This window comes from Kribbella sp. VKM Ac-2569, from assembly GCF_004216905.1.
In the GTDB taxonomy this organism is placed as follows: domain Bacteria; phylum Actinomycetota; class Actinomycetes; order Propionibacteriales; family Kribbellaceae; genus Kribbella.
In genome coordinates this window covers 2,606,845-2,627,335 of the sequence record NZ_SGXJ01000001.1, presented here as the reverse complement: position 1 = coordinate 2,627,335, position 20,491 = coordinate 2,606,845, and the positions used below count along the sequence as shown (strand labels likewise).

At 67.9% G+C, this 20,491-nt stretch carries 19 protein-coding genes; 7 read left to right on the top strand and 12 right to left on the bottom strand.

Annotation, left to right across the window (positions count from 1 at the left end):
* Positions 1-249: 249 nt before the first annotated feature.
* Entirely contained in the window at positions 250-1,476 is a 1,227-nt protein-coding gene (locus EV649_RS12435; protein ID WP_130383356.1) for a choice-of-anchor P family protein, read from the top strand.
* A gap of 165 nt (positions 1,477-1,641) precedes the next feature.
* Here EV649_RS12435 and dtd read toward each other — a convergent pair whose 3' ends face one another.
* Positions 1,642-2,067, bottom strand: a complete 426-nt coding sequence (dtd, locus tag EV649_RS12430; protein ID WP_130383355.1) for a D-aminoacyl-tRNA deacylase — start codon at positions 2,065-2,067, stop codon at positions 1,642-1,644.
* 93 nt (positions 2,068-2,160) lie between these two features.
* Between dtd and EV649_RS12425 the strand changes: the two genes are divergently transcribed.
* A complete protein-coding gene (locus EV649_RS12425) occupies positions 2,161-2,985 on the top strand; it encodes a 3-keto-5-aminohexanoate cleavage protein (RefSeq protein ID WP_130383354.1) in 825 nt (274 codons plus the stop codon).
* On the opposite strand, the gene EV649_RS12420 is transcribed toward EV649_RS12425, so the two are convergent.
* Together EV649_RS12420 and EV649_RS12415 are read right to left on the bottom strand one after the other, a co-directional pair.
* Positions 2,928-3,368, bottom strand: a complete 441-nt coding sequence (locus EV649_RS12420) for a hypothetical protein (RefSeq protein WP_130383353.1) — start codon at positions 3,366-3,368, stop codon at positions 2,928-2,930. The two genes, EV649_RS12425 and EV649_RS12420, sit on opposite strands and share 58 nt — an antisense overlap.
* The gene (locus tag EV649_RS12415) at positions 3,365-4,516 is read right to left on the bottom strand and encodes a molybdopterin-dependent oxidoreductase (protein WP_130383352.1); all 1,152 of its coding nucleotides are present in this window, start codon (positions 4,514-4,516) and stop codon (positions 3,365-3,367) included. The genes EV649_RS12420 and EV649_RS12415 overlap by 4 nt, the downstream gene beginning before the upstream one ends.
* A 164-nt stretch (positions 4,517-4,680) precedes the next feature.
* On the opposite strand from EV649_RS12415, the gene EV649_RS12410 reads away from it, so the two are divergent.
* Together EV649_RS12410 and EV649_RS12405 are read left to right on the top strand one after the other, a co-directional pair.
* Positions 4,681-5,238 carry a hypothetical protein gene (locus EV649_RS12410; protein WP_241998018.1) on the top strand — a complete coding sequence of 186 codons (558 nt, stop codon included), beginning with the start codon at positions 4,681-4,683 and terminating at the stop codon, positions 5,236-5,238.
* The gene (locus tag EV649_RS12405; protein WP_130383351.1) at positions 5,238-7,055 is read left to right on the top strand and encodes a hypothetical protein; all 1,818 of its coding nucleotides are present in this window, start codon (positions 5,238-5,240) and stop codon (positions 7,053-7,055) included. The genes EV649_RS12410 and EV649_RS12405 overlap by 1 nt, the downstream gene beginning before the upstream one ends.
* Before the next feature lie 83 nt (positions 7,056-7,138).
* On the opposite strand, the gene EV649_RS12400 is transcribed toward EV649_RS12405, so the two are convergent.
* Positions 7,139-7,501: a DsrE family protein gene (locus EV649_RS12400; RefSeq protein WP_130383350.1), complete on the bottom strand. Its 363-nt coding sequence runs from the start codon at positions 7,499-7,501 to the stop codon at positions 7,139-7,141.
* A gap of 165 nt (positions 7,502-7,666) precedes the next feature.
* Here EV649_RS12400 and EV649_RS12395 point away from each other — a divergent pair, with 165 nt between their 5' ends.
* A complete protein-coding gene (locus EV649_RS12395) occupies positions 7,667-8,161 on the top strand; it encodes an FABP family protein (RefSeq protein ID WP_130383349.1) in 495 nt (164 codons plus the stop codon).
* Here the strand turns inward: EV649_RS12395 and EV649_RS12390 are convergent.
* Together EV649_RS12390 and EV649_RS12385 are read right to left on the bottom strand one after the other, a co-directional pair.
* Positions 8,158-8,835 carry a response regulator gene (locus tag EV649_RS12390; protein WP_130383348.1) on the bottom strand — a complete coding sequence of 226 codons (678 nt, stop codon included), beginning with the start codon at positions 8,833-8,835 and terminating at the stop codon, positions 8,158-8,160. The genes EV649_RS12395 and EV649_RS12390 overlap by 4 nt on opposite strands.
* Positions 8,828-10,084 carry an ATP-binding protein gene (locus tag EV649_RS12385; protein WP_130383347.1) on the bottom strand — a complete coding sequence of 419 codons (1,257 nt, stop codon included), beginning with the start codon at positions 10,082-10,084 and terminating at the stop codon, positions 8,828-8,830. Before EV649_RS12385 ends, EV649_RS12390 begins: the two co-directional genes overlap by 8 nt.
* Positions 10,085-10,216: 132 nt before the next feature.
* Here EV649_RS12385 and EV649_RS12380 point away from each other — a divergent pair, with 132 nt between their 5' ends.
* On the top strand, positions 10,217-11,584 hold the full coding sequence (locus EV649_RS12380; RefSeq protein WP_130383346.1) for a cation:dicarboxylase symporter family transporter: 1,368 nt from the start codon (positions 10,217-10,219) through the stop codon (positions 11,582-11,584).
* A gap of 75 nt (positions 11,585-11,659) precedes the next feature.
* On the opposite strand, the gene EV649_RS12375 is transcribed toward EV649_RS12380, so the two are convergent.
* Entirely contained in the window at positions 11,660-12,481 is an 822-nt protein-coding gene (locus EV649_RS12375; RefSeq protein WP_130383345.1) for an LLM class flavin-dependent oxidoreductase, read from the bottom strand.
* A gap of 110 nt (positions 12,482-12,591) precedes the next feature.
* Here EV649_RS12375 and EV649_RS12370 point away from each other — a divergent pair, with 110 nt between their 5' ends.
* Positions 12,592-13,584 carry a glycine cleavage T C-terminal barrel domain-containing protein gene (locus EV649_RS12370; protein WP_130383344.1) on the top strand — a complete coding sequence of 331 codons (993 nt, stop codon included), beginning with the start codon at positions 12,592-12,594 and terminating at the stop codon, positions 13,582-13,584.
* A gap of 10 nt (positions 13,585-13,594) precedes the next feature.
* Here the strand turns inward: EV649_RS12370 and EV649_RS12365 are convergent, their stop codons facing one another.
* The 5 genes from EV649_RS12365 to EV649_RS12345 are packed head-to-tail and all read right to left on the bottom strand — an operon-like array spanning position 13,595 to position 20,368.
* Positions 13,595-14,848 (bottom strand): ROK family transcriptional regulator, encoded by a 1,254-nt coding sequence (locus EV649_RS12365; RefSeq protein WP_130383343.1) that lies wholly within the window; start codon positions 14,846-14,848, stop codon positions 13,595-13,597.
* A gap of 3 nt (positions 14,849-14,851) precedes the next feature.
* Positions 14,852-17,296, bottom strand: coding sequence for a beta-galactosidase (locus EV649_RS12360; RefSeq protein WP_241998016.1), 2,445 nt, complete (start codon positions 17,294-17,296; stop codon positions 14,852-14,854).
* Positions 17,293-18,222: a carbohydrate ABC transporter permease gene (locus EV649_RS12355; RefSeq protein ID WP_130383342.1), complete on the bottom strand. Its 930-nt coding sequence runs from the start codon at positions 18,220-18,222 to the stop codon at positions 17,293-17,295. Before EV649_RS12355 ends, EV649_RS12360 begins: the two co-directional genes overlap by 4 nt.
* Positions 18,222-19,109, bottom strand: coding sequence for a sugar ABC transporter permease (locus EV649_RS12350; RefSeq protein ID WP_130383341.1), 888 nt, complete (start codon positions 19,107-19,109; stop codon positions 18,222-18,224). Before EV649_RS12350 ends, EV649_RS12355 begins: the two co-directional genes overlap by 1 nt.
* Entirely contained in the window at positions 19,109-20,368 is a 1,260-nt protein-coding gene (locus EV649_RS12345) for a sugar ABC transporter substrate-binding protein (protein WP_241998015.1), read from the bottom strand. Before EV649_RS12345 ends, EV649_RS12350 begins: the two co-directional genes overlap by 1 nt.
* Between the last annotated feature and the right edge of the window lie 123 nt (positions 20,369-20,491).

Genomic DNA, 20,491 nt, shown 5'->3' with positions numbered 1-20,491 from the left:
GGGGCCCGGACCTTGCGCGTCCGGGCCCTTCGGCATGCCTGCATCTGTCGCGGGATCGCTTACCGGGCAGGTTTTCCGGGTCATCGCAGCCGGGTTACGGGTGGGACCGGGAAATCTCGTGGAACGAGCGGCAAGGTAACGGTTCGGTCTCGGAGCGCGGTCGGCTCGTCACCTACCGCAATCGGCTGAGTTGTGTCTGTGTCCTGACCCGCACTTCGGGTCACGTCATCACTCAGGGAGGAGGGGTCAATGCGACCCCGCATCGGATACAAGAAGCTCGCCGCCGTCGGTGTTGCGGCGGTTGTCGGCGTGGCTTCTACGATTGCGCTGACGTCGGGTTCCGCGTCCGCCTCGCCGGTTTTCGGCTACAGCGGCTACGCGTACGGGACCGACGTTCAATCCGGGCTGGCGAACAGTGGCCCGCAGGTGATCAGCAAGTTCGGTTGCACCACGGACGCCAACAAGGCTGACAAGAACGACATCGCCACGGCGAACGTGAATGGGCAGGCGATCGCGCGCTCGGTGAAGACCGACACGCACGGCTTCAACAACGCCAGCGGCACCGGCGTCACCAGCACCGCGGTGGCCGCCGACGTCCGCGTCGGCAACCTGCTCACGCTGACCGGCGTGAAGACCACCACCACGTCGAAGTACTCGAAGGGCCAGCTGTCCTACACCGGCAGCACCACCTTCGCGGGCGTGCGGATCGGCGCGGTCACGGTGCCGTCGCTGCTGAACCCGAAGCCGAACACGAAGATCGCGATCCCGGGTCTCGGATACGCCGTGCTGAACCGCGTCGGTGGTGTGAAGACCGCTTCCGGCATCTACTCGTACGCGCAGGCCGTCGTGCTGCACGCGAACGTGAAGAACCAGTACATCCCGCAGGGCGTCGACGTCGCGGTGCTGAAAACCCGCGCGGAGATCTCGAAGCCGGCGACCGCTTTGGTCATCGGTGACGCCTACGGCACCAAGGCCACGGCCGACAAGCTGGTCGTCTCCGACGCCACGTCGCTTCAGACCACCTGCCAGGGCACTGAGGGCAAGACGGTCCGGGTCGCGGTCGGCGAGCTGAACATCCCGAAGGTCGCCTACGTCGGCGGTGTCTACACCACCAAGAACGGCGCCATCGGCGAGGGCAAGTCCTACATCAACTTCACCTCGCACGTCGCGGGTGTGAAGGTCGGCTCGCTGTCCATCGGCGCCATCGAGTCCTCGGCCTCCGCGTGGAAGACCAAGGACGGCAAGGGCGGCGTCAGCTCGTCCTCGACGATCGCTTCCATCAGGGTCGGCGGCAAGTCCTACGCCGTCCCGACCGGCGAGAACAAGACCCTGGAAATCCCGGGCGTCGCTCGCCTGACCTTCAACCAGGTCATGCGGCAGAAGCGGTACATCTCGGTGAACGCTCTGGTCGTCGAGGTTCCCGGCCTGAACACCAAGGTCGTCGTCGCTCACTCGGCCGCCGGCGTCGTCAGCTGATCTCAGCAGACACTCTCTGAGTCGAACCTCACCGACCCAGAACCCCCGGCCCCCGGATCCCGCACGGATCCGGGGGCCGGTTGTTTGTGTCCGCACCCCCAACTTTGAGAAGCCACCGACCATTTCCGGAGCGGATTTTTGGTCGGTGGCTTCTCAAAGTTGATCTCAGGTGTCGAGGATCAGGGTGACGGGGCCGTCGTTGGTGAGGGTGACGTCCATGTGGGCTCCGAAGGTGCCTCGTTCTACTTTGGCGCCGAGGGATTCCAGGGCGGTGCAGAAGGAGTCGTAGAGGGGTTCGGAGATGGGGCCGGGGGCGGCGGCGTTCCAGGAGGGGCGGCGGCCCTTGCGGGTGTCGGCGTACAGGGTGAACTGGCTGATGGCGAGGATCGGGGCCTGTTCGTCGGCGGCGGAGCGTTCGTCGTGGAGGATGCGGAGGGTCCAGATCTTCGAGGCCAGCGCGGCGGCCTTCTCGGGGGTGTCGTCGTGGGTGACGCCGAGCAGGACCAGCAGCCCGGGCCCTTCGATCGCCCCGACCACCTCGCCGTCCACGGTGACCGACGCCCGACTGACTCGCTGTACTACGGCTCTCATAACGAACATCCTCTCCTGCGGGAGATCGTCCGGTCATCGGACCCTCCGACCGGCAAATATCCGTTTCGAGACGCGATCTGGCAGGATTCGTCCATGGCGTCGACACTGATCACTGTTGCTCCCACCGGTGCCGAGACCGCGAAGGCGGACTATCCGGCGTTGCCGACCACGCTCGACGAGCTGGTCGAGACGGCGAAGCGCTGCGAGGCCGCGGGAGCGGCGATGATCCACATCCACATCCGCGACGGTGAGCACAAGCCCACGCTGGACCTCGGCCGGCTGACCGAGACCGTCGCGGCGGTCCGGGAGAACACTGCGCTGATCGTGCAGCTCTCGACGGGCGGTGCCGTCACTGATCCGTACGAGGACCGTCTCCGCGTGCTGGACGCCGTACCCGACTCCTGCTCGCTGACCATGGGTACCGTGAACTTCGGCGACGACGTGTTCATGAACCCGTGGCCGTTCGTCACGCAGCTCTTCCAGCTCACCCAGGAGCGCGAGGTCGTTCCGGAGTTCGAGCTGTTCGACCTCGGTCACGTCGCCGCGCTGCGCCGGCTCCTCGACAAGTACGGCCTGCCGTACGGCGGACGGGTGCACTGCGACCTGGTGATGGGCGTGCCCGGCGGCATGCCCGGTACGGCGGACGCACTCGTCGCGGCCGTCAACGCGCTTCCCGACGCCGTCACGTCCTGGTCCGCCACGGGCATCGGCCGTACGTCGTTGACGGTCGCGCTGGCCGCGCTGTCGAAGGGTGGCAACCTCCGCGTCGGCATGGAGGACACGCTGACACTGGCGAAGGGACACCCGGTCACGCACAACGCCGAGCTCGTCGAACGCGCCGCCGCACTGGCGACCCTCGCTCAGCGCCCGCCGATGTCCCCTGACGAGGCCCGCGACCTTCTCAATGTGAAGAAGTAGCCGGCGGCCCCGCCCAAGATGATCATTGCCTCCAGCAATAGCCAGTCGCGGAGGTAGTCGCGGGGCAGCACGGTCGGGTTCACGCCCTTGCCCTGCCGCAGTAGTAGCGGCACCGCGATCAGGCTGGTAATTCCGACGTACAGCAAGGTCGTCCGCACCGCGCCGACAGTCCGGTGCCGATCGGGCCCGGCCGACCAGCGAGTGACGAGCCAGCCGACGCCGACGGTCAGCGGCACCAGGATGAAGTCGTCGGCCACCACGGCCCCACCCAGCCAGATCGGCAGCCGGATCAGCGCTGGTAGCTCGAGGGCGCCGAGCAGCAGCCAGAGTCCCCACAGCCCGACGCCGACACCGGCTACGGCCAACACGATCCGGGTTTTCATGCGATGACCTCCAGACGGTGGACCCACTTGGTCTGCAGGACCCCGGGACGGTTGGGCGCGATGATGCGGGCGGGGAAGCCGTGGTCCAGGGCGAGTTCGCCGCCGTTCAACCGGAGCGCCAGCAGCGTCAGCGGATCAGCGGCGAAATCCGGTGGCAGCTCACTCGTCGCGTAGAACCCGCCCTTCTCCATCGAGACGACGCGAACCCGTGAATGCACCGGGGCTCCGGACAGTTCGAGCAGATCCCGGATCCGGATGCCCTCCCACCGCGCACCTTGACTCCAGCCCTCGACACAGGCGATCGGCAGCTCGGAGCGGCTCTGCGGCAGCGCCCGTAGTTCGTCCAGCGTGTAGAAGAGCTGCTGCGGTCCCATGATCATGAAGCGCCAGTTCTCGTCGATTCCGGTGACGCCGGCGGCTTCCGCCGTACGGTTCACCGGCAGGCCTTGTGGGCCGATGTTCGGCTTCCGCGGCGCCAGTACGGCGACGGGACCGAACGCAGGGGCCGACTGGCCGACCGACGTGATGCCGACGAGCGTCGCGGCACCGGCCACGGTCCGGAACAGCCCGCGACGGGTGAGCCCGGTGATTGCCGGTGGCAAAGAGTCCGGCACCTTCTCGTCCGTACGCCGCCAGTTCGCGCGGATCAACGGGAGCTTGACGGCGAGGTGGACAAGCAGTGCGCCGACGATGATCCACGCCAGTGCGTAGTGGGTCTGCCGGAACGGGAACGGCCAGGGGTACCACTGCAGGGTGTTGAGGAACCCGATGAGCAGCTCGAGTGCCATCGCCGAAACCAGCACCAGGATCGACGCCCGCTCCAGCATCGTCGCGAGCGCCTGCCGGCTCGGCGGCCAAGGCGGCTTCGCGAACAGCTTCGGGTAGACCGTCCACAACTTCGCCAGCAGCAGCGGGACTGCCACGGTCCCGCTCAGCACGTGCAGCCCCTGAGTGACGCGGTACAGCGAGGCCGGCCGGCTGGGGATGGGCAGCCAGCTCGGGGTGTCCTGGGTGAAGTGGCTGTAGAGGCCGGTCAGGAAGCAGATCGTCACGGCGACCGCGAGCCAGCGGCCGATGACCGTCGCCACCCGCGGGTGGTGCAGCGGCGACGGGAACGACTTCTCCGTCGGAGGTGCCGGGAGCTTCATGTTTCTACTACAACTCAGCCGGAGACATGTGTACGGCGTACTTCGGTTACTGCTCGCGAACGGCGTACCCGGAACCAGTTATCCACAGGTCTGCGTCTGTACCCGAGTTGGTGGCACCGGTCGGGGCATACTCTGGGCAAACTTGATGGAAGGAGTGTGGCGGGGTGAAGACGCAGGAGCGGCCGTTCGACGATGACGAGCGGGCGATGGCCGATCTGGCCGAGGTCGTGGACTGGGGACGGATCTGGGGGCCGCCGGCCACCGGCATGGACGCGATCCGTGCCCTGGTCAACCGCGTCACCGACGCCACCGGCTGGCTTCCCTGGGCGCCGGGGAACATCGATCCCGATCGGTATACCTGGGGCCTGGTCACCCAGCGCGAGACGGTGATGCTCGTGCTGCCGGACGCCGTACTGCCGGAGTCGCCGCGGAGCGGCTGGTCGGCGTACGAGATCGGTGCGTCGGAGCTCCCGCAGGCCGAGGAAGGCCTCGACGCGCACTGGCCCGGCCAGCTCGAGATCGCCCGCCGCTACTGGGGTCCGCCGGTGTACGTCGGGCCTGGCGACGACCTGCGCATTCCGCCGGAGTGGCGCGGCCGCCGCCGGCATTTGGCGGTCTGGCTCCGGCCGGGAGCCGAGTTCCACCTGTATGCGTCCCAGCCGGGGCCGGAGGACACTGCGGCCGGGTTCGGATATTCCGTCTATGCCAGCGAGGTGGCCTGATGGCTGAGGATCAACTGGAAGCGGAAGACCTCCTGCGCATCCTGGTCAGGGAGATCAAGCGCTACAAGGACTTCGGGCAAAACGTCTGGAACCGCCTGACTTCGCGGCAGCGACGCCGGGTGGGGATCGAGACGGGAGTCATCCGGGACCGCTGGGGCCCCGACCGTCCGTCGAACGAAGATGTCCGCGATCGCACCGCCCGGTTGGAGCGCCAGGCCGCGCAGGCCGAGGAGCAGGCCCGGGATCTCGAATCGCAGAACGAGCGCCTGCGCGGCGACGTCGACCGGCTGCAGCAGAACCGGGACGCGGACGCGGAGCTGAGCAACAACCGCGACCGGGACCTCCTCCCGGACGACTACGAGCGCCGAGTCGACGGTGACGGCGACGGCATCGACGACAACCGGAACGCTGATCTGCAGACGGACGCGCAGAACGAGGCCGCCGCCCGCGACGACGCGGCCCGGCAACGTGACCAGGAGCGCGAACGGGCGGACGACGAGCGGCGTAAGCGGGAAGAGCAGGAGAGCCAGAAGAACCGCGAGGACGGCATCGACCCGGCGACCGCCGGAGCGACTGCCGGCGCGGTGGCCGGCGCCTCGGAGTTCGCTGACGAGCAGGACGAGCAGGACGAGCAGAACGCCGACGACCGGCAGGAGCAGCAGGACCTCGAGGCGGACAAGGAATCGACGGTCGACGCGGACAGCGCGGTGAACGACCCGTCGGCCGAGGCGGACAACGTGCGCCAGACCGAGCCCGCCGCGGAGCAGGAGGGCGTCGACCCGAACGACCGGCTCAACGAGAACGACGGTCAGCAGACGGACCCCACGCTCGACGCCGACGCTGAGCCGAAGGTCGACGCGCAAAACGCTCTGGAAGACCCCTCGGTCGATGCGGACAGCGCGGTAGATGACCCCTCGGCCGAGGCGGACAACGTGCGCCAGACGGAGCCTGCCGCGGAGCAGGAGGGCGTCGACCCGTACGTCGCGGAGGAAGGTGCCCTCGACAACGACGAGCGCTCCCAGCAGACCGACCTCGCGCAGGATGGTCAGGACTCCGCGCTCGACGGGGACGAGCTGGACGAGTCGCGGCTCGACGCGAACGACGGGCAGAACACCGACGTCAGCGCGCAGCAGGAGGGCGTCAACCCGTACGTCGCCGAGGAGACCGGAGTCGACAACGACCTGCAGCATGACGGCCAACAGGTCGATCCCCAGCAGGTGGATTCACCGCAGGTCAACACTCAACAGGTCGACGGGCAGCAAGTGAACGGCCAGCAGGTCGACGCGCAGCAGGTGAACGGCCAGCAAGTTGAGGCGCCGCAGGCTGAAACGCAGCAGGTGCAGTCGACTGGGCAGGGGATGGAGGCGGGCCAGGACGGCGCGCAGCCCCCGCAGGCCAAGGGGCCGAACACGCAGCAGATCGCCAACGCCTCGCAGACGGCCGTCGACGAGACCGCGGGACTTGGTGAGGACGGCCAGAGCCCGGGCGGCCAAACTGAGGGCCCTTCGACCAGCCAAGCGCAGGGCACGCAGTGGCGTCCGCCGGAGCAAGCGGTCGAGGATCCGGCGATCGCCGAGGCACGAAATGCCCAGGGGAACAAGCAGCAGAGCGGACCCGCCCAGCAACTCCCGTCCCACGAGAAGGCGCAGTTCGACCACATTCGGGGAGACCAGGAGCCCCTCTCCAAGGTCGACGGCGGAAATGTGGCAGTCGACGAGCGCCCTGGCACGAAGGCTGCGCAGCTGCAGCAGAACCTCGACCGCGGCGGCCGCGGCAACGACGGCCGAGGCGGCGGCGACGGCGGCCGCGAACGCTAACCACCACCACCGACCGGCGTCCGCTACTCGCGGGCGCCGGTTCGCGTTCACCGCCCGGGCACGGGGCCAGAGCGGGTGGCTGTTCAGTAGACGATTGCTTGGGTGTCTTCGGTGAGGATTTCTTCGGTGAAGGCGGGGGCGCCGGCTATGCGGGTGCCGGGGCGAAGGTCGGACTCGGCCAGGTCGCGGCGCTTGGCGCACTGGGTGCAGACGGTGAGTTGACCGCCTTCGAGGACCGCGGTGAGCAGGTCGGCGAGGGGTGCCGCGTGCGGGAGTTCGAAGGCTTCGGCGCGCCCGGGTACGGCGAACCAGACGGCCTCACCGGTCAGCCACAGGGAGACCGTGGCGCCGGCCGCGACCGCGGTGGCGGCGACGGTGAAGGCCTGGTTGGCGCGCTCGGGTTCCTCGGCGCCTGCGGTCAGTTTGATCACCAGCGTGCGGGACATCACGCCACCGTAGCCGAAACCGCCGTACCCATCCTCTAGACTGACCAACGTGCTGCACGTCGTCTTCACCACCCTGCTGATCCTGGTCTGTGTGTTCATGGGCTGGTTCTCGGCGTTCGTCGTCTACCGGCTGTATCGCGGCCGTAGTGCGAACTGAGTGACCCCATGGCGTTCGAGATCCCGCAGGACCTGCACCCGGACCTGATCCCGCTCGCGTGGCTGCTAGGTCGCTGGGAGGGCCGCGGGCACGGTGACTACCCGACGATCGAGAAGTTCGAGTTCGGGCAGCAGATCGACTTCACCCACAACGGCAAGCCGTACCTGCACTACGTCAGCCAGACGTTCGTGGTCGGCGAGGACGGCACCAAGGAGCGTCCGCTCGCCGTCGAGACCGGGTTCTGGCGCCCGCAGCCGGACAACAAGGTCGAGGTGATCCTCGCGCACCCGACCGGCTTCGCCGAGATCTGGTACGGCGACATCGACGGCGCGAAGATCGAGCTGCAGACCGATGTGGTGGCCCGCACCGTCTCGGCCAAGGAAGTCACCGCCGGCCACCGCCTCTACGGTCTCGTCAACGGCGAGCTCCTCTGGGCGTACGACATGGCCGCCGAAGGCCAGGCCCTGCAGCCGCACCTCTGGGCGACCCTCGTCCGGTCCTAACTCTCGGACACCCAGGAGTACTCGACTTTTGGTCGTCCGCTGCGGCCGTCGTAGCGTTGTGTTCGGAGGGCCTGTCCCTGGTCGGCGAGATGTTCCAGGTAGCGGCGGGCAGTGATTCGCGATGTGCCGAGCGACGTCGCCACCTCCTCCGCGGTCCAGCCCTCGCGGTCGGCGAGGAGCTGTACGACGCGGTCGAGCACACCCCCGGCGAGACCCTTCGGCACTGACGAAACCGTTGCCGGATGCAATAGACGGTCCACCTCGTCCTGATCCGCGACGACCTGGCCGGCTTCGGCGGCGCGACGCTGACGTGCGTACGCCGACAGCCGGTCGCGCAACGTCTCGAACGCGAACGGCTTCAGCACGTACTGAACGACCCCGATCCGCGCGGCCGCCTGCACCGCCGCGACCTCACGCGCCGACGTTACCGCGACCACATCCGTTTGATTGCCAAGGGCCCGCATCCGCCGTACGACGTCCAGCCCGTGCCCGTCCGGCAGGTGCATGTCGAGCAGTACGACGTCGACGTTGCCCCGCGCAAGCACCTGCAGCGCGCGCCCCGCCGTACCGGCGATTCCGGCGCACGTGAAGCCGGGCAGCCGTTCGACGTACGTGCGATGTGCTTCTGCGGCGACGGGATCGTCCTCGACGACGAGTACGCGTAGGTCAGGCACTCGCGCCCACCGCCCGCGGCAACCGCACCCGCACGGTCAGCGCGGGTACTTCCTCCAGCTCGGAATCCGGATCGACCATCAGAGAACCTTGCCACCGCTCGACCGTGCTCCGCACCAGCACGAGCCCCAGCCCGTGCCCCGGCTCCGCCTTCGTCGTCCACCCGCGCTCGAACATGTGCGCCAACTCCACCGACCCCAACTCGGCACCCGTGTTCGTCACGATCAGATCCACTGCGTCCGCAGTCGTTGCAGCCCGGAACTCGACCTTCCTCGGCGCCGGACCACCACGCGCGGCCTCGATCGCGTTGTCCAGCAGGTTCCCGACCACGGTCACCACGTCCTGCGCCGGCAGCCGCGTGTTCAGCGCCTCGTGCCCGAGATCGAGGGTCAGTACGACGCCACGCTCCTGCGCCTGCGACAACTTCGCCAGCAACAGCGACGCCAGCACCGGATCGCCGACCGTGCCGACGACCCGATCCGTCATCGCCTGTGCGAACTGCAGCTCCGACACCGCGAACTCCCGCGCCCGTTCCGGTTTCCCGATCTCGATCAGACTGACCACGGTGTGCAGCCGATTCGACGCCTCATGATTCTGTGCCTGCAGCGATTCCGCCAAACTCCGTACGGCGTCCAGCTCGCCGAGTAACCGTTGCAACTGCGTGTGGTCCCGCAGCGTGACGATCCGCCCGCGCCCGGACGGCTGCTGGTTCACGACCACGACGCCGCGCGCTCCGAGGTGCAGCTCGTCGTACGCTGTCCGCCCGGTCGCGAGCAACTCGGCCAGGGGAGCGCCGAGGCTGAGCTCCTCCAGCGGCGTCCCGGGAACAACGGAGTGCAACCCGAGCAGGGCCAGCGCCTCGTCGTTCGCGAGCTGCACCCGGCCGTCGAGATCCAGCAGGATCAGCCCTTCGCGCGCCGCGTGCAGCACGCCTTCGTAGAAGTCGAGCATCCGGGCCAGTGACTGCGTTCCTACCCCGCGCGTGGCCCGGCGTACCCGCCAGGTGACGAGTGCGTTGCCGGCGATCGCGACCCCGAGCATCAGGCTGGCGATACCGAGCATCGAGCGCACGTCCAGCCGGACCAGCTCCCACCACGTCGGTGCGGCCAGGCCGCTCGCCGCCGCGTCCCGGAGTGCCTGTGCCCGCGATCGGCTGATCATCACGACCCATGCCATCGCGATCAGGACCAGGACCGTGACCGTCTGTATCCAGAGCACCTGGCGGCGCAGCTCCCACGGACGGTGTCGCATGCGGACAGTTTGCCCCTAATCCGCCCCTGATCCGCACTGCGAACGATATGAACGAAATGCGCACTTCTCCTGTGCGTCACGTCACAGTTACCCACAACCCCTCCGCCAAGGCCGATACAGGGAGTCCCACCAATGTCGAGCCCGACCGAACCCCGCCCGACTCCGGTCCGCAACGACCGGACCCATTTCCTCTACATCGCCGTCATCGTCGCCGTCCTGCTCGGCATCGGTGTCGGGTTCCTGTTCCCCGATTTCGCGGTCGAGCTGAAACCGCTCGGCACCGGCTTCGTGAACCTGATCAAGATGCTGATCAGCCCGATCATCTTCTGCACCCTGGTGCTCGGCATCGGCTCGGTCCGGCAGGCCGCCAGCGTCGGCAAGGTCGGCGGTCTCGCGCTCGTCTACTTCCTGGTGATGTCGACGGTCGCGCTCGCCATCGGCCTGGTGGTCGGCAACATCGTGCAGCCGGGCTCGGGCCTGAACCTGACCGACAAGCTCCGCGAGGCCGGCCAGAAGCAGGCCGCCGGCGCGCACGAGAGTACGACGGACTTCATCCTCGGCATCATCCCGAAGTCGCTGCTGTCCTCGCTGACCGAGGGCGAGGTCCTGCAGACCGTGCTGGTCGCGCTGCTCGTCGGCTTCGCGCTGCAGGCGATGGGATCCAAGGGTCAACCGGTCCTGATCGGAATCGGCCACATCCAGCGCCTGGTGTTCAAGATCCTGTCGATGATCATGTGGACGGCGCCGATCGGCGCGTTCGGCGCCATCGCGGCGGTCGTCGGTGCGGCCGGCTCCACCGCGCTGCTCAGCCTGCTGAAGATCATGCTGGCCTTCTACATCACCTGTCTGCTGTTCGTGATCGTCGTCCTGGGCACCATCCTGCGGATGGTCACCGGGATCTCGATCTTCCAGCTGCTGCGCTACCTCGGTCGCGAGTTCCTGCTGATCGTGTCCAGCTCGTCGTCGGAGACCGCCCTGCCCCGGCTGATCGGCAAGATGGAGCATCTCGGCGTCGACAAGTCCGTCGTCGGTATCACCGTCCCGACCGGGTACTCGTTCAACCTCGACGGTACGGCGATCTATCTGACGATGGCGTCGCTGTTCATCGCGGAGGCGATGGACACGCCGTTCTCGCTCGGCCAGCAGATCTCCCTGCTGCTGTTCATGATCGTCGCGTCGAAGGGTGCCGCCGGTGTCACCGGTGCGGGCCTGGCGACCTTGGCCGGCGGCCTGCAGTCGCACCGGCCGGAGCTGGTCGACGGCGTCGGTCTGATCGTCGGTATCGACCGGTTCATGTCCGAGGCCCGTGCGCTGACGAACTTCGCCGGCAACGCGGTCGCGACCGTCCTGGTCGGGCACTGGGTCGGCGAGTTCGACAAGAACCAGGCCGAGCAGGTGTTCGCCGGCAACGACCCGTTCGACGAGGTCGCCTTCGCCGCCGGTGACACCCACGCCGGCGACGTCCCGGCTGCCGTCGAAGCTCGCCAATCCGACAGCTAGACCATCCCCGCCCCTCCCAAGCGCTGCCCGCCGGGCCACAGACCGGCGGGCAGTGCTTTGAAGGGAAGGAAGGAATCAGCGGCCGTCCAGTAGTTCGATGACGGGTGCGAAGTCCTCGAGGTAGCCCGAGTTGACGCTGATGTAGCTCGCGCCGATCTGGTCGCGGCGCCGCAGCAGTTCGTCGGCCATCTCCTGCGGGGTACCGCGGAGCAGCATCAACGAGTCCATCGCCTCGAGCTCGTCCGGGTCGACCCCAGAGGCACGCTTGGTCCAGGGCGGCAGCGGACGAGTGCCGGCGGCGAGCAGGTTCATCGCAAGCTCGATGTCGTCGGCGCGGGACCCGGCCAGCTCGCGCAACTCGCGCGCGACGGCCGCAACCTTCGAGCGAGGAGTGGTCGCGTCCTTGGCCAGCGAGACGATGTCGGCCCGCTCGGCCGCGAGCGCAAGCGCCTTCGGTCCGCCGGCGGCCAGCATGATCGGCGTACGGCGCTCGCCGTCGAGCTCGCGCAGCAGGTCGAGGGTCTCGATGACCTGCTCCCGGCGCTCCCGGGCCGTTCCCCACCGCAGACCGACCTCGGCCGTCTGCTGCTCCGCGACCGGACGGCCGGTGCCGATGCCGAACTCGAACCGCCCATCGGTGAGCACGGTCAGGGTGTGCGCCTCCCAGGCGGCCTGTCGCGGCGTCCGCAGCGGCGCGGCTGCCACGAAGGTACCGACCCGGATGTCGGCGACCGCGGCCGCCATCGCCAGCGAGGAGAACGGCGCAGGGAGCTGGAGCCCGTCCGGCATCAGCACGGTCTGGAACCCGAGATCCGCCGCCTGCCGGACCGTCTTCACCCACTCCACACCGGTCGTCGGACTTCCCGCCACACCGAACCGGAACTGCCTCGCGTTCATCGCCCTGCTCCCTCCGTCGTTTGATGACTTCAGACTCGCCGCAGCGGGGGTCTGTCCACATCCCACGAGGGGAGGCGTTCGCCGTACGCCGACCGACGTACTCTGGTGACATGTCACGCATGCGCAGCCCCCTGCTCGACCGGCCCGGCGCGGTCGAGGCCGACGGACTCGACGCCGGCGTCGCGGCGCACTACGGCTCGGACCTGCGCGAGCAGCGGGCCATGGTCGCGGGTGAGGCGTTCGTCGATCTGTCGCACCGCGACGTGGTCACGATCACCGGCCCGGACCGGTTGACCTGGCTGCATGCGCTGACCACGCAGTTCTTCGAAGGCCTCAAACCCGGTACGTCGACGACCGCGCTGCTGCTGTCTCCGACCGGGCATGTCGAGCACGTGATGTACGGCGTCGACGACGGCGAGACGTTCTGGCTGCACACCGAGCCGGGCGCGGCCGCCGCATTGGTGGAGTGGCTGCAGAAGATGGTGTTCATGTCCCGTGTCGAGATCGCGGACGTGACCGACGACTACGCGATCATCTGGCGCCCTGGAGCTCCTTCGGGTGAGCATCTGACCCGTAGCGGCGATGACTCGCTGGGTGGGCACGAGGTGTTCCTGCCGCGTGCTGAGCTGGCTGGGCTGGAAGGCCCCGCGGCCGGCATCTGGGCGTACGAGGCGCTCCGGATCGAGGCAGGTGCGCCGCGGTTCGGGCTCGACACGGACGAGCGCGCGATCCCGAACGAGCTCGGCTGGCTCGGCGTCGGCGTACATCTCGACAAGGGCTGCTACCGCGGTCAGGAGACCGTCGCGCGGGTCCACAACCTCGGCCGCCCGCCGCGCCGCATCGTCCGCCTGCTCCTCGACGGTTCGGTCGACCACCTGCCGGCGCACGGGTACGCCGTCCGCGCAGGGGAAAAGCAGGTCGGCGTCATCGGCTCCGCGGCCCGCCACCACGAGCTCGGCCCGATCGCCCTAGCCCTGGTCAAGCGCAACGTCGACCCCACCGCCGTGCTGGAAATCGTGGCCGAAGATCAGCCCACGGTGACCGCCACGCAGGACCTCCTGGTCGACCCCGAGGCCGGCCTGCACGTCCGCGCCCGACTGTAAGCCCGCAGAGCTAGACGGGCGAGCGCAGGCGGCGGCCGGGAGCCGGGATGCTGGCGGGGCTGGCCAGGCCCAGAGTGCACAGGAACCGCTCGAGGCTGAACGCGGCCATGCCCAGGGCGACCGGATTGCCGGGAACACGGGAAGCCTCGACGGTGAGGTTGGGCAGAGATCCCGGCAGGACGTGATCCGGCAGCTCTGAGCGGACCGCGGGGATCAGCCAGTCACCCAAGGCCGCAGTGGTCCACCCGGTCAGCGTGATGTGCGCGATGTTCAGCAGGTTCACCAGGTCGCCGAGCGACGCCGCCAGGTAGTGAGAGGTACGGCGGGCAAGCTCGTCCAGCGAACTGTCACCACGCGCCAGCCCGGCGGCCACGGCGTCCACGAACCCGCGCTGCTGGGGCTCCCGCAGCGCGGAATGATCCTGGTCGATCTCCGACAGCGTGGTCTGTAGTCCGTGCACGCCCAGGTACGCCTCGACGCAGCCGAGCCGGCCGCACCGGCAGGGCCGGCCGTCCAGCTGGAGCAACGTATGTCCCCACTCGCCCGCGTTGTTCGCCTCGCCGCGGAGCAAGGACCTGTCGATCACGATGCCGGCACCGACCCCGGTGCCGAGATTGACCACCGCCATGCTCTTGGTCACCCGGCCGACGCCGAACCACAGTTCCGACAACGCGATCGCCTTGAGCGGGTTGTCGACGTAGACCGGCAGGCCGAGTCGCTCCGCGAGCAACGCCTCGATCGTCACGTCGTGCCAGTCCCAGTTCGGCGCGAAGACCGAAACCCCGGCGTCCGGCCGAACCTGGCCGGGCATGCTCACGCCGGCCCCGATGATCTGATCGCGCCCGATGCCGGCGTCCCCGATCGCTGCGTCGACAGCACGGACGATGCCGTCGACGACGTACGCCGGACCGCTCTCGTGCTCGTCGAGCGCGACCTGGCTCTGCGCGAGCGGCTGGAGAGTGACGTCGTACACCGTCGCGTCGACGTACGTCTCGGCCACGTCGATGCCGAGGATGCGGCCGCGGTCGGGGTCGATCGTCAGGCGCTCGTACGGGCGGCCGACCGTGTTCTGCTCGACCGTCGCGATCCGCAGCACGCCCTCGGCGAGGAACTGCGTGACGAGGGTGGCGACGGTCGCCGGACTCAGCCCGGTATGCCGGGAGATCTCCTGCCTGGTCGACGGCCCCAGGGCGAACAGGGCGTGCAGCACCTCGAACCGGCTCTCGTTGCGCAGGTCACGAGACGTCTGCCGCGGCACGTTCATCCCCTAGGTGCTCTCGATCCGTACTGTACGAAGCTCCGGCCTGGCCGGTCCGTCGACGCCCCGCACCAGCAGCGTCAGCCCGGACCATCCCGGCGGGATCCACAGTACGTCGGGATCGCCGCCGGAGAACGCCGGCCGGTCACCGAGCCAGACGCGTCCGAGACACTCCCCGGCGGCCCAGCCGGTGATCCGGATCTGAGTCCCTTCCGGCCGCACCAGCAGCCCATTCTCCAACGTTGGAAGCTCCACGTCGAGCCAGGCCTCCTCGCCCGGCTCGAGGGTCAGCGGGAGCTCGATCTCGGGTCCGGACTCGCGGCGGAGCGCGAACGCGGTCAGCAGCTCGTCGTCCTGTACGGCGCAGGTCCAGTCGAGGATCGGGGCCAACGTGAGCAGTTCGGCGCGGAGACCGCCGCCGCTCGGATTGTGCGGAAGAGTGACGGAGATCTGCTTGGTCCCCGCGGGCAGAACCACCCACGGGTCCTCGGAGTGGACGGTGAGTGGCCGGCCGTCGTCCACAGTCACGGAGACGGGCTCGCGAACGCCTTCCAGATGCAGGGCCGCCGGCGTTTCGGTGTCGAGGTGGCGCGTGTAGGTGATCGGCGTACCGACGCGGGTGCTGCTCCAGCCGGTCAGGCTCCGCAGCGGAGCCGGGTCGCCGGCCCAGTGCCCGTGGACCGTCCAGAGCGCGGAGATGTCGCGCGTCTCGATGACGTTCCACAGCGACCCGAGACCGCGCAGCGCGCCGAGCCGCAGGGACGGCAGCCGGGTGTCGTCGAAGTTCGCGTGGCCCCAGATCTCGACGGATGCCTGGATCTGTCCGGTGACCCCGCCGACGTCGATGCGTTCCGTCGCACCGAAGGCCGCCAGCGTGTGGACGCGACCGCCGATCGACAGCTCCACGATGTCGGCGGCGCCCACGAGCAACAGCTCGCCGGTCTCGTCGATGGTCGTCGTGTAGGTTCCGCGCCCCCGGTAGACGCCGAGAGATTCCAGCGTCGGCGGGAGCTCGTGAGTTCCCGCCGGCGTCGAGGGTGCGGCCGACGTACGTCGCCGGACGATCACCGATCCTGCGTCGGAGACCTCGGGGGCGTCGACCTCCGGTGGCGGCTCCACGGTGACCACGACACCTTCGACGATCCGCGACGACCCGACCGGGATCTCCTCGGTGGTGTTGCCGATGGCAACAGTCACCGGCACGGAGGAGCAGAACAGCAGGCCCTGCTTCGTATCCACCAGGTCAGCCGATGCCAGCCGGAGCGTGATGTCGCCGAGCGGCAGGTCGAGCACCATCAGTGGGCACGAGTCCGCTGCCACCGCGACCGGGATCCCTTCGACGATCGCCTGCCCGTCCTCGGCGCCGAGGTTCGGTACGGCGACCAGTCGGCCACCGCCCTCCAGCTCCAGCACCGAGTGCGACGAGCTGGTCGGAAAGTCGGTGGTCACCTTGATCGGCTCACCCAGCGTCGCTGACGCCAGCCGTGGTCCGAGCGCCTCCAGCACCCAGGCCAGCGCCTGCGCCTGCGCGAACTCCGGCCGCTCCACTCCTGTGGACGACACGTATCCACCGAAGTCGTAGCCGTGGCTCATGAAGTTCCCGGGCCGGCCCCAGTTGCCGCTCGACGGGGTGTAACCGAAGTTCCATCCCGACGACTGCAGGTACGGCGCGATCAGCGACGCGCCACTGGCCAGCAGCCGCCGCAGCGTCCGGTGCCGCCGGTTCGTCTCGGTGATCAGCAGCGGCAGCCCCCGATCGGCGAGCAGCCGCGCATACCGCCGTACCTCTTCCTCGATGAACGGCGAGTCGTCGTCAGGGTAGAAGTTGCACGCCGGTACGACGCCCTCCACGTCGCCGGTGGCGCCGAAGAGATCTCCTTGCCCGGAGCAAGCAACCAGCGGTACGTCGAGACCGTGCTTCAGAGCCTGTTGACGCAAGGCGCTGAGGTACCCGGGCCGGTCGTCGCAGTCGAAGAAGTCGAGCTCGTTCTCCAACTGGACCATGATGACGGCACCACCCGCGCCGTACTGACGCGCAGCCAGGATCGGCAGTACCTGATCGAACCAGTCCGTCACCTGAGCGAGGAACCGCGGCTCGTTCTGCCGGACGCGCAGCGCGGGGTCCAGCCCCAGCCACGCCGGCAGCGCACCGCCGTCCCACTCCGAGCAGATGTACGGACCGGGCCGGGCGATGACGTGCAGCCCGAGTTCGAACGCGAGATCCAGGAACGCGGCGACGTCACGACGTCCCTCGAACGACCAGCGGCCGGGGGAGAGCTCGTGGAAGTTCCACGGCAGGTACACGTCGACACACGTGTACCCGGACCGGCGAACCTGCTCGAGCCGCGCCCGCCACTGCTCCGCCGGCAACCGGAAGTAGAACAGCGACGCGCACAACAGCACTCGCGGTTCACCATCGATCCGGATCCCTCGCGCGTCCATTTCGACCGTCACTTGACCCCCGCACTCCCGCCGCTGATGTCCATCTCGTACAGGTACCGCTGTCCCAGGTAGTACACCAGGATCATCGGCAAGGTGAGCAGGATCGACCCGACCATCACCAGGTTCCAGGGTGGTGCCTGCAGTGCTTGCGACGTACTGGTGATGTACTGCACGCCCAGCGCGAGCGGCATCTTGGTCTCGTCGTTGAGGTAGATCAACGGGCCCATGAAGTCGCCCCAGGTCGCGGTCAGGGTGAAGATCCCGATCGCGATCAGCACCGGGCTGAGCATCGGCAGCATGATCCGGCGGTAGATGCCGAAGAAGCCGAGGCCGTCCACCATCGCGGCCTCGTCGATCTCGCTCGGCAGCCGGGACACGAACTGCCGGACCAGGAAGACGTTGAACGCGTTGGAGAAGAAGTTCGGCACGATCAGCGGCAGGAAGGTGTTCACCCAGCCGAGTTCCTTGAACAGGATGAACTGCGGGATCATCGTGATCTGCGCCGGGATCATCATGGTCGCCAGCACGATGATGAACAGCGCGTTCTTGCCCGGCGCCCGCAACCGTGCGAACGCGTAACCGACCAGCCCGCTGGACAGCACCTGCCCGATCACCGCGCCGGTCGAGATGATCACCGAGTTCAGCAGGAACCGCTGCATCGGAAGGTCGGTGCTGAACACCCGGGTGAAGTTGTCCCAGTGGAACTCGCGGGGAAGGATCGTGAAGGTGTTCGCGTTGACGGTCTGGTCGCTGGACAGCGCGATCGACACCACGAACACCAGCGGTACGCACAGCACCGCCGACACGATGATCAACGTGGCATAGGTGAACGGCGTCGCCCGGAACACGCCCATGACCCGATCGCGGCTCGGAGTCCGCTCCGGTCCCGGCTCCGGTTCCTGCTGCGGTGGTGCGGCAGCGGAGATAACGGTGGCCATCACTTCACCTCGGTCTCGTAGAACACCCAGCGCCGGGCGGTGCGGAAGGCGAGCAGCGTGAACACCAGGATGACGGCGAACAACAACCACGAGAGCGCCGACGCGTAACCCATGTGGTAGAAGGAGAACGCCTCGTTGAACAGCAGCGGAACCATCATCTGGCTGGCGTTGTCCGGCCCGCCCTTGGTCAGGATGTAGACCTGGGAGAAGACCTGGAACGCCCCGATCAGCCCCATGATCAGGTTGAAGAAGATGATCGGGGTCAGTTGCGGGAAGGTGATACTCCAGAACTGCCGGAACGGTCCCGCACCGTCGACCTCGGCCGCTTCGTAGAGCTCCCGCGGGATGCCCTTCATGGCCGCGAGCAACAGGACGGTCGCGCCGCCGGCGCCCCACACGGACAGCAGGATCAGCGCGGGTTTCACCCAGATCGATTCCAGCAGCCACGACGGGCCCGGGATGCTGAACACCCCGAGCACGTCGTTCAGCGGACCGGACGGGGCCAGCACCATCTTGAAGATCATCGCCGTCGCGACCAGCGGCACCAGCGTCGGCAGGTAGATCAGCGTCCGGAACACCTTGCGGAGGCGAACCTGCTTGTTCAGCAGGTTCGCCAGCCACAGGCCGATCCCGAGGCCGAGCGGCACCGAGATCGCGGCGTAGAAGAACGTGTTCCACAACGCCTTCCAGAACACCGGATCCTCGGTCAGTAGCCGGGTGTAGTTCTCCAGCCCGACGAACTTCGGCGGGGTGAAGGAGTCCCAGTCGGTCAGCGAGATGTAGATCGACGCGATCATCGGCCCGAGCAGGAACACGACGAACCCGATGATCCACGGCGACGCGAACAGGTAGAACCACAACGCCTCGCGGCGGCGTAGCTTCGACATCAGGCCGGCTTGACGATGGACTCGAGTCGCTTCTGCACCGCCGTCAGCGCGGTCCGCGCGTCCTGCTTGCCCAGCCAGAAGTCGGCCAGCCCGTCGTCGAACGCCTTCTGCATCTCGTTCCAGGCCGGGATGAACGGCGCCCGGTAGACGAAGTCGCTGGACTCGCCGAACACGTTCATGTTCACCGGCTTGGTCATCCAGGCCGGTTTCAGGAACGCCTGGCTCTTCTGCACCTCGATGTTGGCCGGAACGTCCTGGCCGGTGGCGATGATCTGCTGCTGCGCCTCCGGCGAGGTGAAGAAGTCGATCGCCTTGAGGGCGGCATCCGGGTTCTTCGCCGTCCGGGAGACCGCCAGGCCGCTGCCGAACGCGGTCACTGCCTGCTGCTTGCCCTTCCACAGCGGCGCGATGTCCCACTCGATCTTGCTCTTGGCCAGACCGCCGATCGCCCAGAAGCCGGTGGTGTTCACCGCGACCTTGCCGTTGGCGAACGCCGCGTCACCGCCGACGTCGGCGCCCATGTCGGCGTACTGCTTCGGGGTCGGGACGACGCCGTGCTTGAACACCAGGTCGCCGGTCCACTGCAACGCCTCGATCACCTCGTCGGTGGCGACCGCGGGCTTGCCGCTGTCGTCGATGATCTTGCCGCCGTTCTGGTACACGAAGCTCCACCACTGGGCCCACCAGCCGCCGCCGGAGTAGCCCCACTGCTTGCCCGGCACAGTCAGTTCCTTGAACGCGCTGAGCGCGTCGTCCCAGGTCCAGTCCGCGGTCGGCGCCTTGATGCCCTTGGCGTCGAAGAGCGTCTTGTTGTAGTACACGATCATCGCGCCGGAACGGTCCGGGATCGCGTAGACCTTGTCCTGGTAGGAGTACAGCTTGCCGATCGAGCCGAACCGCTTCTCCAGGTCGATCCCGGCCTTCGACGCCAGGTCGTCGAGCGGCAGGAGCTGGTTCTTGCTCGAGTAGACGTTGACGCTCTCGGCCACCTGCATGATGTCGGGGCCCTTGCCGCCGGCAATCATCGTCTGGACCTTCTGCGCGTAGCCGTCACCCGGGATCAGCTGGAGCGTCACCTTCAGCTCGGGGAACTTCTTGACCAGCAGGTCGATCCGCTTCTGGTACGCCGTCTTGTCGGCGTCTCCGCCCCACACCGCCATCACCAGGTTGGCGGCGGTGGCGTTGCCCGACGTACTGCCCTTGTCGTCGCTGTCCGAACCGCAGGCGGTGAGCGTGATGACACCCGCGGCCAGACTCATCCCGAGAAATCCCCGACGCGAAACCTGCGCCTTGTCCATCGCCATCGCGCTGACCTTCCCGTGCGTGTTGAACCCTGGGGATTTGTGTTGATCCCTGAGGGTTTGGGTGCCGGTTAAACTAAT

Coding starts and splice junctions, on each gene's coding strand:
- EV649_RS12435 (WP_130383356.1), top strand. CDS start 250: ATGCGACCCCGCATCGGATACAAGAAGCTCGCCGCCGTCGGTGTTGCG.
- dtd (WP_130383355.1), bottom strand. CDS start 2,067: ATGAGAGCCGTAGTACAGCGAGTCAGTCGGGCGTCGGTCACCGTGGAC.
- EV649_RS12425 (WP_130383354.1), top strand. CDS start 2,161: ATGGCGTCGACACTGATCACTGTTGCTCCCACCGGTGCCGAGACCGCG.
- EV649_RS12420 (WP_130383353.1), bottom strand. CDS start 3,368: ATGAAAACCCGGATCGTGTTGGCCGTAGCCGGTGTCGGCGTCGGGCTG.
- EV649_RS12415 (WP_130383352.1), bottom strand. CDS start 4,516: ATGAAGCTCCCGGCACCTCCGACGGAGAAGTCGTTCCCGTCGCCGCTG.
- EV649_RS12405 (WP_130383351.1), top strand. CDS start 5,238: ATGGCTGAGGATCAACTGGAAGCGGAAGACCTCCTGCGCATCCTGGTC.
- EV649_RS12400 (WP_130383350.1), bottom strand. CDS start 7,501: ATGTCCCGCACGCTGGTGATCAAACTGACCGCAGGCGCCGAGGAACCC.
- EV649_RS12395 (WP_130383349.1), top strand. CDS start 7,667: ATGGCGTTCGAGATCCCGCAGGACCTGCACCCGGACCTGATCCCGCTC.
- EV649_RS12385 (WP_130383347.1), bottom strand. CDS start 10,084: ATGCGACACCGTCCGTGGGAGCTGCGCCGCCAGGTGCTCTGGATACAG.
- EV649_RS12380 (WP_130383346.1), top strand. CDS start 10,217: ATGTCGAGCCCGACCGAACCCCGCCCGACTCCGGTCCGCAACGACCGG.
- EV649_RS12375 (WP_130383345.1), bottom strand. CDS start 12,481: ATGAACGCGAGGCAGTTCCGGTTCGGTGTGGCGGGAAGTCCGACGACC.
- EV649_RS12370 (WP_130383344.1), top strand. CDS start 12,592: ATGTCACGCATGCGCAGCCCCCTGCTCGACCGGCCCGGCGCGGTCGAG.
- EV649_RS12365 (WP_130383343.1), bottom strand. CDS start 14,848: ATGAACGTGCCGCGGCAGACGTCTCGTGACCTGCGCAACGAGAGCCGG.
- EV649_RS12355 (WP_130383342.1), bottom strand. CDS start 18,222: ATGGCCACCGTTATCTCCGCTGCCGCACCACCGCAGCAGGAACCGGAG.
- EV649_RS12350 (WP_130383341.1), bottom strand. CDS start 19,109: ATGTCGAAGCTACGCCGCCGCGAGGCGTTGTGGTTCTACCTGTTCGCG.
- EV649_RS12345 (WP_241998015.1), bottom strand. CDS start 20,368: ATGAGTCTGGCCGCGGGTGTCATCACGCTCACCGCCTGCGGTTCGGAC.